At 69.5% G+C, this 13,996-nt stretch carries 12 protein-coding genes; 5 read left to right on the top strand and 7 right to left on the bottom strand.

Annotated elements, in window-relative coordinates; all coding sequences use genetic code 11:
• Positions 1–1,186: FGGY family carbohydrate kinase (locus ACFXN1_RS32595; RefSeq protein ID WP_379463741.1), on the top strand; the 1,186-nt coding region annotated here is incomplete at its 5' end.
• Between the two features lie 26 nt (positions 1,187–1,212).
• On the opposite strand, the gene ACFXN1_RS32590 is transcribed toward ACFXN1_RS32595, so the two are convergent.
• The 4 genes from ACFXN1_RS32590 to ACFXN1_RS32575 form a co-directional block, all read right to left on the bottom strand.
• Complete coding sequence (locus ACFXN1_RS32590; RefSeq protein ID WP_379440428.1) at positions 1,213–2,394, bottom strand: PLP-dependent aminotransferase family protein; 1,182 nt, start codon at positions 2,392–2,394, stop codon at positions 1,213–1,215.
• A 153-nt stretch (positions 2,395–2,547) separates the two neighbouring features.
• Positions 2,548–3,732: a hypothetical protein gene (locus tag ACFXN1_RS32585; RefSeq protein WP_379440430.1), complete on the bottom strand. Its 1,185-nt coding sequence runs from the start codon at positions 3,730–3,732 to the stop codon at positions 2,548–2,550.
• Between the two features lie 101 nt (positions 3,733–3,833).
• On the bottom strand, positions 3,834–5,030 hold the full coding sequence (locus ACFXN1_RS32580; RefSeq protein ID WP_379440431.1) for a hypothetical protein: 1,197 nt from the start codon (positions 5,028–5,030) through the stop codon (positions 3,834–3,836).
• Between the two features lie 198 nt (positions 5,031–5,228).
• Positions 5,229–6,632, bottom strand: a complete 1,404-nt coding sequence (locus ACFXN1_RS32575) for an NAD(P)H-quinone dehydrogenase (protein WP_379394881.1) — start codon at positions 6,630–6,632, stop codon at positions 5,229–5,231.
• A 302-nt stretch (positions 6,633–6,934) separates the two neighbouring features.
• Between ACFXN1_RS32575 and ACFXN1_RS32570 the strand changes: the two genes are divergently transcribed.
• On the top strand, positions 6,935–7,414 hold the full coding sequence (locus tag ACFXN1_RS32570; RefSeq protein WP_379394879.1) for a gamma-glutamylcyclotransferase: 480 nt from the start codon (positions 6,935–6,937) through the stop codon (positions 7,412–7,414).
• A gap of 118 nt (positions 7,415–7,532) precedes the next feature.
• The gene (locus ACFXN1_RS32565; RefSeq protein WP_379440433.1) at positions 7,533–7,946 is read left to right on the top strand and encodes a PPOX class F420-dependent oxidoreductase; all 414 of its coding nucleotides are present in this window, start codon (positions 7,533–7,535) and stop codon (positions 7,944–7,946) included.
• Between the two features lie 105 nt (positions 7,947–8,051).
• Here ACFXN1_RS32565 and ACFXN1_RS32560 read toward each other — a convergent pair whose 3' ends face one another.
• The 3 genes from ACFXN1_RS32560 to ACFXN1_RS32550 form a co-directional block, all read right to left on the bottom strand.
• On the bottom strand, positions 8,052–9,221 hold the full coding sequence (locus ACFXN1_RS32560; protein ID WP_379440444.1) for a M20 family metallopeptidase: 1,170 nt from the start codon (positions 9,219–9,221) through the stop codon (positions 8,052–8,054).
• Between the two features lie 86 nt (positions 9,222–9,307).
• Complete coding sequence (locus tag ACFXN1_RS32555) at positions 9,308–10,495, bottom strand: M20 family metallopeptidase (protein ID WP_379394972.1); 1,188 nt, start codon at positions 10,493–10,495, stop codon at positions 9,308–9,310.
• Positions 10,496–10,760: 265 nt separating this feature from the next.
• Entirely contained in the window at positions 10,761–11,465 is a 705-nt protein-coding gene (locus ACFXN1_RS32550) for an enoyl-CoA hydratase/isomerase family protein (RefSeq protein WP_379440434.1), read from the bottom strand.
• Positions 11,466–11,614: 149 nt separating this feature from the next.
• Between ACFXN1_RS32550 and ACFXN1_RS32545 the strand changes: the two genes are divergently transcribed.
• Both ACFXN1_RS32545 and ACFXN1_RS32540 read left to right on the top strand, forming a co-directional pair.
• Positions 11,615–12,418, top strand: coding sequence for a purine-nucleoside phosphorylase (locus tag ACFXN1_RS32545; RefSeq protein WP_379394875.1), 804 nt, complete (start codon positions 11,615–11,617; stop codon positions 12,416–12,418).
• A 10-nt stretch (positions 12,419–12,428) separates the two neighbouring features.
• A complete protein-coding gene (locus ACFXN1_RS32540; protein WP_379440436.1) occupies positions 12,429–13,985 on the top strand; it encodes a phospho-sugar mutase in 1,557 nt (518 codons plus the stop codon).
• The last annotated feature ends 11 nt before the right edge of the window (positions 13,986–13,996 follow it).

Genomic DNA, 13,996 nt, shown 5'->3' with positions numbered 1-13,996 from the left:
CACCCGCACCGCCGACCTCACCGCGGAACTCGCCGGCGACCAGGGCCCCAACCGCTACGCCGACCGCACGGGCCTGCCGCTGTCCACCTATTTCGCCGGGCCGAAACTGCGCTGGATCCTCGACGCCGTGCCGGGCGCGCGGCTGCGCGCCGAGTCCGGGGAACTGTGCTTCGGCACCATGGACAGCTGGATCCTGTGGAACCTGACCGGCCTGCACATCACCGACGTCACCAATGCCTCGCGCACCATGCTGATGGATCTGCGCACGCTGCAATGGGATCCGCAGATCTGCGCCGAATTCGGCGTGCCCATGGCCATGCTGCCCGAAATCCGCAGCAGCTCCGAGGTTTACGCGCCCATCACCACCGGCGCCCTGGCGGGCGTCCCGGTGGCCGGCATTCTCGGCGACCAGCAGGCCGCCACCTTCGGCCAGGCCTGCCTGTCCCCCGGCGACACCAAGAACACCTACGGCACCGGCAATTTCATGCTCATGAATACCGGCACCATCCCGGTCTTCAGCGAGCACGGGCTGCTCACCACCGTCTGCTATCGGCTCGGTGATCAGCCCGCGGTCTACGCGCTGGAGGGCTCTATCGCGGTCACCGGCTCGCTGGTGCAGTGGCTGCGCGACAATCTGGGCATCATCTCCGCCGCCGAGGAGATCGAACCGCTGGCCCGCACGGTCGCCGACAATGGCGGCGCGTACGTGGTTCCCGCCTTCTCCGGTCTGTTCGCCCCGCGCTGGCGGCCCGACGCGCGCGGCGTGGTGGCCGGCCTGACCCGCTTCGTCACCAAGGGTCACCTGGCCCGAGCCGTGCTGGAGGCCACCGCTTTCCAGACCCGTGAGGTCATCGACGCCATGCGCGCCGATGCCGACGCGCAGCGCCTGGATGTCGAGAAGGTCACCCTCAAGGTGGACGGCGGCATGGTGGTCAACGAACTGCTCATGCAGTTCCAGTCCGACATCCTCGACGCCACCGTGGTCCGGCCGGTCGTCACCGAGACCACCGCCCTGGGCGCCGCCTACGCGGCCGGTCTCGCGGTGGGCTACTGGTCCTCCACCGACGACATCCGCGCCAACTGGGCCGAGGACAAACGCTGGACCCCGGCCATGCCGGCCGCCGACCGCGACCACCTCATGGGCGAGTGGAACAAGGCGGTGGAACGCACCTACGACTGGGTGTGAGCACTACGCCCGACTGGGTGTGAGCACTACGCGGACGCGTGCGCCTTGGCCAGCCGGTCGACGGCTTCCGCGAGCGTCGCCTCGTCGGACGTGGTGAAGCACAGCCGCATCGAGTGGGTGTAGTCCGTGGAGACGGCGAAGGCATTGCCGGGGACGTAGGCGACGCCCGCGTCGAGCGCCCGGGACAGCAGGGCGGTGGTGTCGGTGCCGTCGGTGAAGTCGACCCACACGAACATGCCGCCGGCGGCGTCGGTGCTGGAGACGCGGTCGCCGAAGCGGCCGCGCACGGCGTCGACGAGCGCCTTGGCGCGGGTGCCGTAGACCTGGCGGACCGAATCCACGTGGCCGGCAAGCCATTCGGTGTCGGCGAGCAGGTCCGCGGTGATCTGCTGGGTCAGCGCCGAACCGCACAGGTCCGCGCCCTGCTTGAGCAGCTCCACGGCGCGGCACACCGGGGCGGGGGCGATCATCCAGCCCGCGCGCAGCGTGGGGGCGAGGATCTTCGAGGCGCTGGAGAGGCGGATCACGTTGGGCGAGTGGGTCGCCACCGGCGCGGGCGAGGGCCGGTCGAACCAGAGCTCGCCGTACGGGTCGTCCTCGATGATCCAGAAGCCGTACTGCTCGGCCAGATTCGCCAGCTCGCGGCGGCGCTCGGGGCTCAGGGTGACCCCGCCCGGATTGTGGAAGTTGCTGACCGTGTGGACCACGGCCGGGCGCTCCCCCGCCGCCAGCAGCTCACGCAGGGCGTCCAGGCGCATGCCCTCGGAGTCCAGGGGCACGGCGACGATGCGCGCCCCGGCGGCCCGGAAGACCTGCAGCGCACCGACATACGCGGGATCCTCCACCACGACCAGCGCGCCCGGGTCCAGCAGCACCTCCGACAGCAGCGACAGCGCCTGCTGCGAGCCGTGGGTCACGAAGATCTCCTCGACCGGGACCGCGCGGCCCAGCCGCCCGGACTCGCGGGCGGCCAGCACCTCGCGCAGCGGGCCCCAGCCCGGGGACTCGGTGTACTGGAGCCGGGCGCGGTCGGACAGCGCCGCGTCGGCGGCTACCGCGATGCGGTCGCGGGGCATGAGTTCGGCGTCCGGCAAACCTCCGGCCAAGCTGATGATGTCCGCGCGCGAGGTGAGCTTGAGCAGGTCACGAATCGCCGAGCTCTGCAGGCCGTCGAGACGCCGCGCGAGGGGCGGGAAGGTCGCGGACATGGAAACACCTCCGAAGGCGATGCCGGGGTATGCGAAATTCCACCATGTCACACGGCTACCAGGATATGAAATCCCATTCCCGAATCATGGGACGATAGGTCCACTTCGGCGCCGGTGGACCGGCCCCGGCCTCCACCAGACGCCCAGGTCCGGCTACTCGATCGACATGATCAGGTGTTTACCGTCACGCACCGTGGTCATGATGTGCTCGGTGTAGACATCGGTGGTGCCGTCCGCGTGATGCTCGGTGATGTCCACGTCGTAGGACTCCGGGCCGACCTCGACGATCTTCAGGCAGTAGGTGGTGCCCGGCTTGAGCAGATCGATGCCCTTGTGCTGGATGACGTCGGCCGGCTGGACCGTCGTCGCCTCCGGCACCACGAATGTGCGCGCCTTCGCGCCGTTGCGGTCCACGTAGAAGGCGTGCTCGAAGCCGAGAATCGCGTCGACACCGCTGCCGGTGCCGCCCGCGCCGTTGCCGATGGTCAGCTTGCCGTCCTGCTTGGCCGGGCAGCTCAGCGCGGCGTCGGTCGCGGTGGGCGCGGCCGCGCCGGTGGTGGTGGCCCCGCCGGCCGCCGTGTCGTCCTTGCCGCGGGTGACCGCGAAGACCGCGGCGCCGGCCACCGCCAGCACCAGCACCGCCGCGCCCGCGATCAGGCCGATCCGGCGCCACGGCGGGCCCTCGGACTCCGGCTTGCGCTCCGGCACAGGGGTTTTCGGCGCCAGCGCCTTGACGATCGGATCGTCCGCCCAGGACAGCGATTCCCCTTGGGCCGCAGCCGATTCCGATGGCGGCGCGGGCGGGAAGCCGCTGGGCGCGGAGCGCCACCAGGAATCCGCGGGCCCGTCCGGCTCGGAGGTCTCGTCACCGCCCGCCGAATTCCGTTCGGCGGCCGACGGATCAGCGGCGCGGGGCGTCGCCGCGTCCGCGGCTGCCGATTGCGACCCACCAGGCGGGATTCTCACGGTCTGTTCGACATCGGCGGTACTCGCCTGCCCGGCGCCGTCCACGGCCGGATACTGGCCCGTGGACATTCCGGTGACGGCCGGGTACTGACCGGTGACCGGCTGCCACGCGTCGGGTGCGCGAAACTGCGGCGGCGCGCCCGCGGGCCGCCAGGACAGATCGGGACTCTGCGGAGCGGGCGCGGGACTCCAGCCCGGGGCGGCGGCGGTGGGCGCGGGACCGAAGTCGTTCAGCGACGGCCCGAAATCATTGAGTGACGGCCCGAAATCATTGAGCGAGGGCCCGAACCCGGAATCCGGCGGACCGGCCGATTCCGGCTGCCGGCCCTCGGATACCTGACGGTCGGCGGATTCGTCCTTGCCCGAAGCCATCACCCGTCCTTTCGCCACAGACACGTGGGGCGGTCGCTCCCGACCGCCCCACGCGACAACACTGCTCCCGCCGGCACCGTATCCGGTCCCTGACGGACCTGTCAGTACTGAACCGAGCCGCCCACCTGTGCGGTCACCCCGGCGACGTCGACCGATTGCGACGGCCGATCACCCTGGGGGAGCTTACCAATCTGGCCCGCGGCCTCCAGGACGGTAGCGCCGCCCGGCAGCAGGCGGATGAAGTTCTCCGCATCGGCCTTGGCCGCATTGGCCGCGGCCGTGTCGAGCACGAACTCCATCTTCTGGTCGTTGTCGGGACCATTGCCCGCGAACGCGGTCACCTTGATCTGGTTCACCTTGGTGAAGTCCAGCGACATGCCGGCCTCACCGATGCCGCCCGGTGTGGTGTAGCCGATGGTGCCGACGTAACCGTCCAGGTTGCTGAAGTGGTGGGTGTTGGCGGCCCAGCCCGGCAGCACCGCGCCGCCGTCGAGGTTGACGCCGAGCTCGGTGTGCGGACCGGTCATCTCGACCACCGGCGCGGCCGGGGCGGTGTCCACCGCGGGCGACTGCCAGTGCGGCTGCTGCTGCGGGGTGACGGTCGGCTGGCCGGTCATGGTGTCCACGGCCGGATCCTGGTTCGGGGTGGTGACGGCCGGCTGCGCGTTCTGGTCGTTCGGCTTCACCGGCTGGGCGCCCTGCTGACCCGGCTGCTGGCCCGGCTGGGTCTGCTGGCCCGGCTGGTTCGGCTGCGGGGTGGTGACCGCGGGCTGGGCCTGGGTCGACTGACCCGGCACCGGCAGCGGCGCCACGCGCGGCACGGTCACACCCGGCTGCGAGGGCCGCAGCGACTTGGGCTGCGCGGGCTGCGGGTCGGTGCCGGCCGGCTGCACGTTCGGATCGCTCTTGGGCGCGTTGGCGTCCGGCTTCGGGGTGGTGCCGTCCGGCTGGGTGGCGCCCTGCGGCTGACCCGAATCCGGCTTGGCCGCACCGTTGTCCGGTGCCGGGGTGTTCGGCGTGGTCGGGGTGGTGACGCCCGGCTGGCTCTGCTGCGGCTTGGTGGTGCCCGGCTGCACGTTCTCCGGCTTGGGCGCGGGCACGACCTGTGCCTTCGCGTCCGGGGCCGGCGATTCGGTGGGCGGCTGGGTGCCGTCGGGCTGCTGCTGATCCGCCGGGACCGCGCCCGGGTCGGCGGGGGCGGCATTGGCGGGCGCGGACAGCAGCGACACCACCGCGGCCGCACCGGCCAGCGTCAGGGAGGTGCTCGCCTTGATCCGACTCGGCTTGCGGTGCTTCACGTTTCGCTCAATTCCTTCGTCCCTCGGCGGCACGATCGCTCCGGGCATCGAAGAGCCTCGTATCGGAGGGGAATTGAGAACCCCCCGTTACGTAACGCTCGCGACCGCCCTGCCGATCGCTTCCGCCGCGAACTTAATCACAAGGGAGACAAGGCAGCAAGACGGGCGGGTAACAAAGGGGTCCGAAACGTGTTGCGGCTAGTCCAGATCGTCGTGCCGCATGAGCTGACGCGCGGCCTCGGTGACCGATCCGGTGAGCGACGGATACACCGAAAACGTCTGCGCCAGATCGTTCACCGTGAGGTTGTTCTGCACGGCCAGCGCGATCGGCAAGATCAGTTCCGAGGCGATAGGGGCCACGACGACGCCACCGATCACCACGCCGGTGGCCGGGCGGCAGAAGATCTTCACGAAACCCCGTCGCAGGCCCGACATCTTGGCGCGCGGGTTGGTGTTCAGGGGCAGCATGACCGTGCGGGCCGGAACCTCGCCATTGTCGATGGCGGTCTGCGAGACGCCGACGGTCGCGATCTCCGGGCGCGTGAACACGGCGGAGGCAACGGTCTTCAGGCGAATCGGCTGCACGCCCTCACCCAGCGCGTGGTACATGGCGATGCGGCCCTGCATGGCGGCCACCGAGGCCAGCGGCAGCAGGCCGGTGCAGTCGCCGGCCGCGTAGACACCGGGCGCGGTGGTCCGCGAAACCCGGTCCACCCGCAGGTATCCGCCCTTGTCCAGCTCGATCCCGAGCCGTGCCAGGCCCAGCCCGTTGGTGTTCGGAATGGAACCGACGGTCATCAGCGCGTGGGTGCCGCTGATATTGCGGCCGTCGGACAGCTTCACCACGATGCCCTCGGCGGTGCGCTCCACCGCGTCGGCGCGGGCGTGCTTGACCAGCTCCACACCGCGCTCGGCCAGCGCATCCTCCAGCACCAGGGCGGCGTCGGCATCCTCGCCGGGCAGCACGCGGTCGCGGCTCGAGACGAGTTTCACCTGCACGCCCATCTCGGTATATGCGGAGACGAATTCGGCGCCGGTCACACCGGACCCGACGACCACCAGGGTCTCGGGCAGCTCCTTGAGGTCGTAGAGCTGACGCCAGTTCAGGATTCGCTCACCGTCCGGTTCCGCGCCGGGCAGCACGCGCGGGCTGGCGCCGGTGGCGATGAGCACCACCTCGGCCTCGATCACCCGCTCCTGACCGTCGGCGAGGGTGGCCTTGACCAGATGGGTGGCCAGACCCGGGGCCTGGTCGATGAGCTCGCCGTAGCCGGACAGCACGGTCACGCCGGCGGTCTGCAGCTTGGCGCGGATATCAGAGGACTGGGCCTGCGCGAGCGCCTTGACGCGGGAGTTCACCTCGGCCAGGCGCACCTGCGCCTGCGAGGGATGCACGGTGATGCCCAGGTCACGGGCGCGGCGCAGATCGGTGCGCACGCCGGTGGAGGCGATGAAGGTCTTGGACGGCACGCAATCCCACAGCACGCACGCGCCGCCGATGCCGTCACTGTCGATCAGCGTGACCGGCGCCCCGTGCTGTGCCGCCACCAGCGCCGCTTCATATCCGGCGGGGCCGCCACCGATGATCGCAATGCGGGTCATTGTTCCTCCGCTTTCAGGTCGGCCCCCGGGATCTCCGGTGCCGGTCTCTAACGTTATCCCCGCAGCTACCTACAGCTTTAACCGCATCTCCGGACAATTTTCGCACTGTGGCGCATTCCATTCGGGGAGGCGGCGTGTCATGACGGGGGCGCGCGAACTCGCCGTCACCCCAGGCAGAACCGGCTCCGAGCGGGGCGGACGAGTCCTTTTGGCGACTCCTTGGCAATCGATCGGGCCCGTGCGAACCGCCTTGTGATCGGGATCGGGGATGGTCTTGCGGGTTTGTTCGATAGGCTTCTACCGTGCCGATTTACGCCGCCTACGGGTCCAACATGGATCCCGAGCAGATGCTCAAGCGCTGTCCGCACTCCCCCGTGTATGGAACCGGCTGGCTGGAGGGGTGGCGCCTCACCTTCGCCGGGGACGACATCGGCTGGGAGGGACCGCTGGCGACGGTGGTCGAAGAGGCCGGGCAACGGGTCTTCGTGGTGCTCTACGACGTTCCCAGTGAGGACGAGCTGAGCCTCGACCGCTGGGAGGGCTCGGACTTCGGCATCCACAAGAAGATCCGCCTGCGCGTCACCACGAACGCGGGGACCGGCAACGAACCGGTGCTGGCCTGGCTCTACGTCCTGGATGCCTACGAGGGCGGGCTACCCTCCGCGCGCTACCTGGGCGTCATCGCCGATGCCGCCGAGAAGGCCGGTGCGCCAAACGATTACACACACGCGCTACGCACCCGCAACAGCAAGAACGTCGGCCCCGGCACCTTCGGGCTGTAGCACGCGCGGCGCATCGGACTCGGTGCGGACGGACCAGCGAGGCCGGGCCGGAAGATTCGGCGCGGCGCCGCTGTTACGGGAACCGCAAACGATCTTCGAACCGTCGAAAGAGAAGCCGATGCCCGCCACCCCCGTGCCCGCCCCGATCGCCGAATTCCTGTCCCGCCCCAACCCGGCGATCTTCGCCTCGAATCGCCCGGACGGCCAGCCGGTTTCGGTCGCCACCTGGTATCTGTACGAGAACGGCCGAATCCTGGTGAACCTGGCCGACTTCCGCAAGCGCCTGGACTACCTGCGCGAGGATCCCCGCATCAGCCTCACCGTCCTCGACGGCGACAACTGGTACAGCCACGTCAGCATCCAGGGCCGCATCGTCTCCCTGGAGAACGACCCCGACTCCTCGGTCATCGACCGCATCGCCCAGCACTACATCGGCAGCGACTATGCCGTCCGCGACCAGAAGCGCGTCTCCGCCTGGATCGAGATCGACCGCTGGCACGCCTGGGGCGACATCGCCAACAAGGCGAAGTAGTTCCCGCCGACAAGGCCAAGTAGTTCCCGCCGGCAAGGCGAAGTGGTTCCCCGAAACGTGAAGCCGGGCCGCACTTTTCAGTGCGGCCCGGCCTCGTTGTCTCTGTCAGCGGGCGTTCAGCACGATGTTGGTGAAGACCCGGACTCCGGCGGCGAGGGCGCGCTCGTCGAGGTCGAAGGTGGGCTGGTGCAGGTCGAGTTGCTCGCCCTGACCGGACCAGACGCCGAGGCGGGCCATGGCGCCGGGGACCTCCTCCAGATACCAGGAGAAGTCCTCGCCGCCGCCGGACTGCGGGGTGTCGGCGAGGGCGTCGGGGTCGAGACCGCGGATGGCGTCCTCGAACATGCGCACGGCCTGCTCGTCGTTGACCACCGGCGGCACGCCGCGCTTGTAGTTGAGCTGGTAGCGGACGCCGGTGGGGGCCAGCAGGCCCTCGACGATCTCGCGGACCATGGGCTCGAGCAGCGACCAGGTGGCGTGATCGCCGGTGCGGACGGTACCGGTGAGCATGCCGGTCTGCGGAATCGCATTGGGCGCCTTGCCCGCCGACACCGCGCCCCACACCATGACCGTGCTGGTGCGCGGGTCGATGCGGCGGGAGAGCAGGCCGGGCAGGCCGGTGATGACCGTGCCGATGGCGTAGACCAGGTCGCTGGTCAGGTGCGGGCGGGAGGTGTGGCCGCCGGGCGAGTCCAGCACCAGCTCCACGGTGTCGGCGGCCGAGGTGATCGGACCGACCCGGATGCCGACCCGGCCCACCTCCAGCCGCGGGTCGCAGTGCAGCGCGAACATGCGCGAGACGTCCTCCATGGCGCCGGCGGCGACCATGTCGACGGCGCCGCCCGGCATGACCTCCTCGGCGTGCTGGAACACCAGCCGCACGCCGACCGGCAGGTCCTCGATCTCGGCCAGCGCCAGCGCGGTGCCGAGCAGAATCGCGGTGTGCGCGTCGTGCCCGCAGGCGTGTGAGACGCCCGGCACGGTGGAGGCGAACGGCAGCCCGGTGTACTCCTGCAGCGGCAACGCGTCCATGTCGGCGCGCAGGCCGATACGCGGGCCGTCGGGGCCGATGTCACAGATCAGGCCGGTGCCGCTCGGTAGCTTGCGCGGCTCGAGCCCGGCCTTGACCAGCCATGACTCCACGAATTCGGTGGTACCGAACTCGGTCCGGGACAGCTCCGGGTTGGCGTGGATATGGCGACGCCACGTCGTGAGGTCGTCCATGTGCTCCGCGAGCCACGACTCCACTACCTCGTGCCCGGTCGCCGATTCCATCGCGGCGCCGGCCGGCGTCTGCGTGTTGTTCACGCACGACGCCGCCAGTGGTCCGTTGACGCGCGCCGCGGACCGGCCGGTTGTGCTCACCGAATGTCCTCCTGTCGCTGAAACTGCCGTTGTATGACTCGTTCCGACAACCTGTCCCTGTGCAATTTGTCACCTGCGATGTGTATCGCGGTGCGAGCCAGTGCCGTTGCCCCGTCCAGGACGGCGCGATCGGCCGACGCGTTCACGGCGGCAGCCGCGAACGCGGGCTGATGGGTCACCGCACCGCCTGCATCGATGCCGATGACCGGGTGGATACCGGCGATGACATTGGTGACATTGCCCATATCGGTGCTGCCCAGCGGCCGTGCCGCCTCGAATTCCGGGGCGATCGGCTCGCGGCCGAGTGCGGTGATCTGCTCGCGATAGGCGCACAGTAGTGCGCTATCGGGAGTGAGCTCGGTGTATGTCGGCGCAAGCTTCCGGATTTCATGTGTGCACCCGGTCGCCAGGGCACCTGCCTCGAAACATGCTGATGCTCGTTGCATCAGATCATCGAGGGTCGCGGAGTCGACCGCACGTAGGTAATACAGCAGCTCCGCGTGTCCGGGCACGATATTCGGGGCGACGCCGCCCGATCCGACTATACCGTGGAGTTGTTGTCCGGGCAGGAGATGTTGCCGTAGCAAACCTAGAGCAACTTGCGCGACGGTAACGGCATCGAGGGCATTTCGCCCGTACTGTGGCGCGGCGCTGGCATGCGATTCCCGGCCGTGGAAAACCACCGACAAATCGGCGAGGGCCAGCGAATGCGCACCGGCGATATCCTCCGGGCCCGGGTGCACCATCATGACCATGGCGACATCGTCGAAGACGCCGCGCTCGAGCATGAGCACCTTGCCACCGCCGGACTCCTCGGCGGGCGTGCCCAGTACCTTCACCGTGATGCCGCAGGCGTCCGCGACCGCGGCCAGGCCCAGCGCCGCGCCGACCCCGGCGGCGGCGATGATGTTGTGGCCGCAGGCGTGGCCGATTTCGGGGAGGGCGTCATATTCGGCACAAATGCCGACGACCAGGTCTCCGCTGCCGTATTCGGCGGTGAATGCGGTCGGCAGTTCCGCCACGCCGGATTCGATGCGAAATCCGCGTTCCCGCAACGGCTCGATTGTCTTTGCGACGCTGCGGAATTCCTCGAAGGCCAGCTCGGGTTCCGCATGAATGTCGTGGGAGAGTGCGATCAGCTGATCGCGGTACCCGGCGACGGCCGCATCGGCCGCGGCGAGCAGGGCCGGATCCGCCGATGCCACGGCAGCATTCGAGGACGGCACGAACGAGTCGTGCCGACCGATCGGTACGCAGGATCTCCGGTCATCGCCGTTGCGCGATGGTGACATTCCAACAGTCTCGCACTGCCGCGCAACTCTGTCGCAGCAGGTAAGCCGGAAAATCTCCGGCAGAGTGCGGGACGCGCAGAAATCATCGCGGCACGCTCAGCAATCAGGGGTTCGAGGGCAAGCCCTCGAACCCCTGCAAAGCAGAAGGAACGGACCCTTACGGGTTGAAGGCCAGGTTCTCCGGGGTCGTCTCCACGGCCAGCCCGGCCAGCGCCTGCTGGTGAAGCGCGCGCTTGATGACCGGCAGGTTCGGCTTGCGGTTGCCCTTGAGCATGTCGGCCCGCGCGACCGCGGTGGCGAGCAACACATCCGCATCCGCCTTGGCGTCCACGATGCCGGCGGAGATGGCGTCATCGGCGCCGTAGCGGCGGCCGGTGGTCATGGCCTCCACCGCGACCTGATTGACCAGGCGATTGGTCAGCAGCGCGTTCATGGCGACGGTGAACGGCATGCCCAGGTGCACCTCGGGCAGGCACCAGAAGCCGCGGTCGGCGCGCATGACTCGGAAGTCGCAGGAGGTGGCGAGCATGGCGCCGGCGCCGAAGGCGTGGCCGTTCACCGCGGCGACCGTGGGCAGGCCGAAGGCCAGCAGGCGGCTGTAGAGCGAGTGCACGCGGTCGAGGTACCAGCAGTTCTTGTCGAAGTTGCCGAACAGCCAGTCGGTGTCGAGGCCGTTGGAGAAGAACTTGCCGTCAGCGGTGACCACCAGGGCGGCCGGGCCCTCGGACGCCTCGACCTCGTCGAGCAGCGCGTGGACCTCGGTGATCCAGTCGGGGTGGAAGCGGTTCTCGTTGTCGATGGCCTGTCCCTCGGTCCCGAGGTACAGCACGAACACATCCCCATCACGCTTCAAATACGGCATGCGTGCAGCGTAGCGGGGGCGCGACGAGATACCTACCGACGGGTAGCAATTACCGGCAGGACACGAACGAGAAGGACAAAGGGGATGAAAACGGCAGGTCGCGGGCACACCCGGGGCGTGCGAGATCACCTGGTACTAGGGTGGGCGACATGCTAGCCGAGAAGGCCATGGGCGGGGTTTCCGAACTAGCCGCCGAAGCCATTGCGCAACGAACGGGAGTGCAGCAGCACCGGATTGCCGTGGTGCTGGGGTCCGGCTGGCAGGAAGCTGCCGCCGAAATCGGCGAACCGGCCGCCTCCATTCCGATGGCCGAGGTGCCGGGATTCGGATCGCCCACCGCCCAGGGGCATCAAGGCACCATTCATTCCGTCACGGTCGGTGACGCGCCGGTGCTGCTGCTCATGGGCCGCCAGCATCTCTACGAGGGCCACGCGCCCGGCCAGGTCGTGCACAATGTGCGCACCGCATTGGCCGCCGGCGCGCAGACCGTGCTGCTCACCAATGCGGCGGGCGGGATTCGCGACGGGCTGTCGGTCGGCGAGGCGGTACTCATCTCCGACCACATCAACCTGACCGGGCGCACCCCCATCGAGGGCGCGAACTTCGTCGACCTGGTCGACGCCTGGGATCCCGAATTGCGGGCACTGGCAAAGGAAATCGAGCCCGGCCTGACCGAGGGCGTGTACGCGGGCCTGACCGGGCCGCAGTACGAGACCCCCGCCGAGATCCGCATGCTGCGCACCATGGGCGCCGACCTCGTCGGCATGTCCACCGTACTGGAGGCCATCGCCTGCCGCGAGGGCGGGGCCAAGGTGCTCGGCATCTCGCTGGTCACCAACCTGGCCGCCGGGGTCACCGGCGCGCACCTCTCGCACGCCGAGGTGCTGGCCGAAGGCCACGCCGCCGCACCGCGATTGGGCAAACTGCTGCGCGGCGTGCTGGAACGCCTCTAGGCGCGCGGGGATGCTGCGCTTCGGAACCGCCGGGCTGCGCGGTCCGCTCCAGGACGGCCCGGACGGCATGAACGTGGACACCGTCTCGCGGGCCTCCGCCGGGATCGCCGCCTGGCTGCGCGACCGCTGCCTGGGCGGCGGACTGGTGATCGTGGGCCGCGACGCCCGGTACGGCTCCGCCGAATTCGCCGCCGCGACGGCGGAAGTCTTTGCGGCGGCCGGTTTCTCGGTGCTGACCCTCCCCCGCCCGCTGCCGACACCGGTGGTGGCCTTCGCGGTCCGCGAACTGAAAGCCGTTGCCGGAGTGCAGATAACCGCCTCCCACAACCCCGCCACCGACAATGGCTACAAGGTCTACCTCGACGGCGGCTCCCAGCTCATCCCACCCGCCGACGCCGAGATCGAGCGCTGCATCGACGCCGTCACCGGGCACATCCCCCGCACCGATCCCGGACCGGCCGCCCCCGACCCGAGCATTCTCGGACTGCCCGCGGGCACTCCCGCCGAAGAGCTGGGCGAGGAGATCGTCCGCCGCTATCTGGCCCGAGTCACCCTGCTGCCCAGCCTGATCGGCGGCGAGTCCGCGAACCGGCGACGCAGTGAGATTCGAATCGCGCTGACCGCCATGCACGGGGTCGGCGGGGAGTTGGCGGTGGCCGCACTCCGGGGTGCGGGGTTCGGCGACGTGCTGGTGGTCACCGAGCAGTTCGCGCCGGATCCGGATTTTCCGACGGTGGCATTTCCGAATCCCGAGGAGCCGGGGGCGGCGGATCTGCTGCTGGGGCTGGCCGATCGGCTGGACGCGGACATCGCCATCGCGCTCGATCCGGATGCGGATCGGTGCGCGCTCGGGGTGCGGGGACCGCACGGGTGGCGGATGCTGCGCGGCGACGAAACCGGGGTGCTGCTGGGCGATTTCGTGTTGCGGACGGCCGCGCCGGACTCCCGGGTGGCCACGACCATCGTGTCGTCGCGGCTGTTGAGCAAGCTGGCTCCGGCGCGCGGGGCGCGGTACGCGGAGACGCTGACCGGGTTCAAATGGCTGGCCCGGGCGGGTGCGGGCCTGGTGTACGCGTACGAGGAGGCGATCGGCCACTGCGTGGACCCGGCCGCAGTGCGCGACAAGGACGGTATCTCCGCGGCGGTCGTCGCGGCGGATCTGGTGGCACAGGTGAAGGCGGAGGGGCGGACGCTGTTCGACGTCCTCGACGACTTCGCGGTCGAATTCGGTGTGCATGCCGGGGATCAGGTGTCGTTGCGACTGCCGGATGTCAGCGAGGCGGCGGCCGTGGTGGCGCGGCTGCGTGAGATCCCACCGACCGAGATCGCCGGGGAAGCGGTGAGCTGCACCGATATGGCTCGGCTGCGCGGGCAGATGCGTACCGACGCACTGGTTTTCGAGGGCCCGACGCTACGCGTGGTGGTCCGGCCGTCGGGTACCGAGCCGAAGCTCAAGTGCTATCTGGAGACGTTCGTGCCCGTGGCCGATCGGGACGGGCTCGCAGAAGCCAAGGCCGCTGCGGCGCAGCGGCTCTCCGAGATCCGGATGTTCTGCGAGAAGCTCTGAGCCCGGGAGTG

The sequence above is a fragment of the Nocardia sp. NPDC059154 genome, assembly GCF_042755705.1.
GTDB lineage: Bacteria > Actinomycetota > Actinomycetes > Mycobacteriales > Mycobacteriaceae > Nocardia.
The sequence above is the reverse complement of the archived record's forward strand: the minus strand, read 5'-3'. Positions and strand labels throughout refer to the sequence as shown.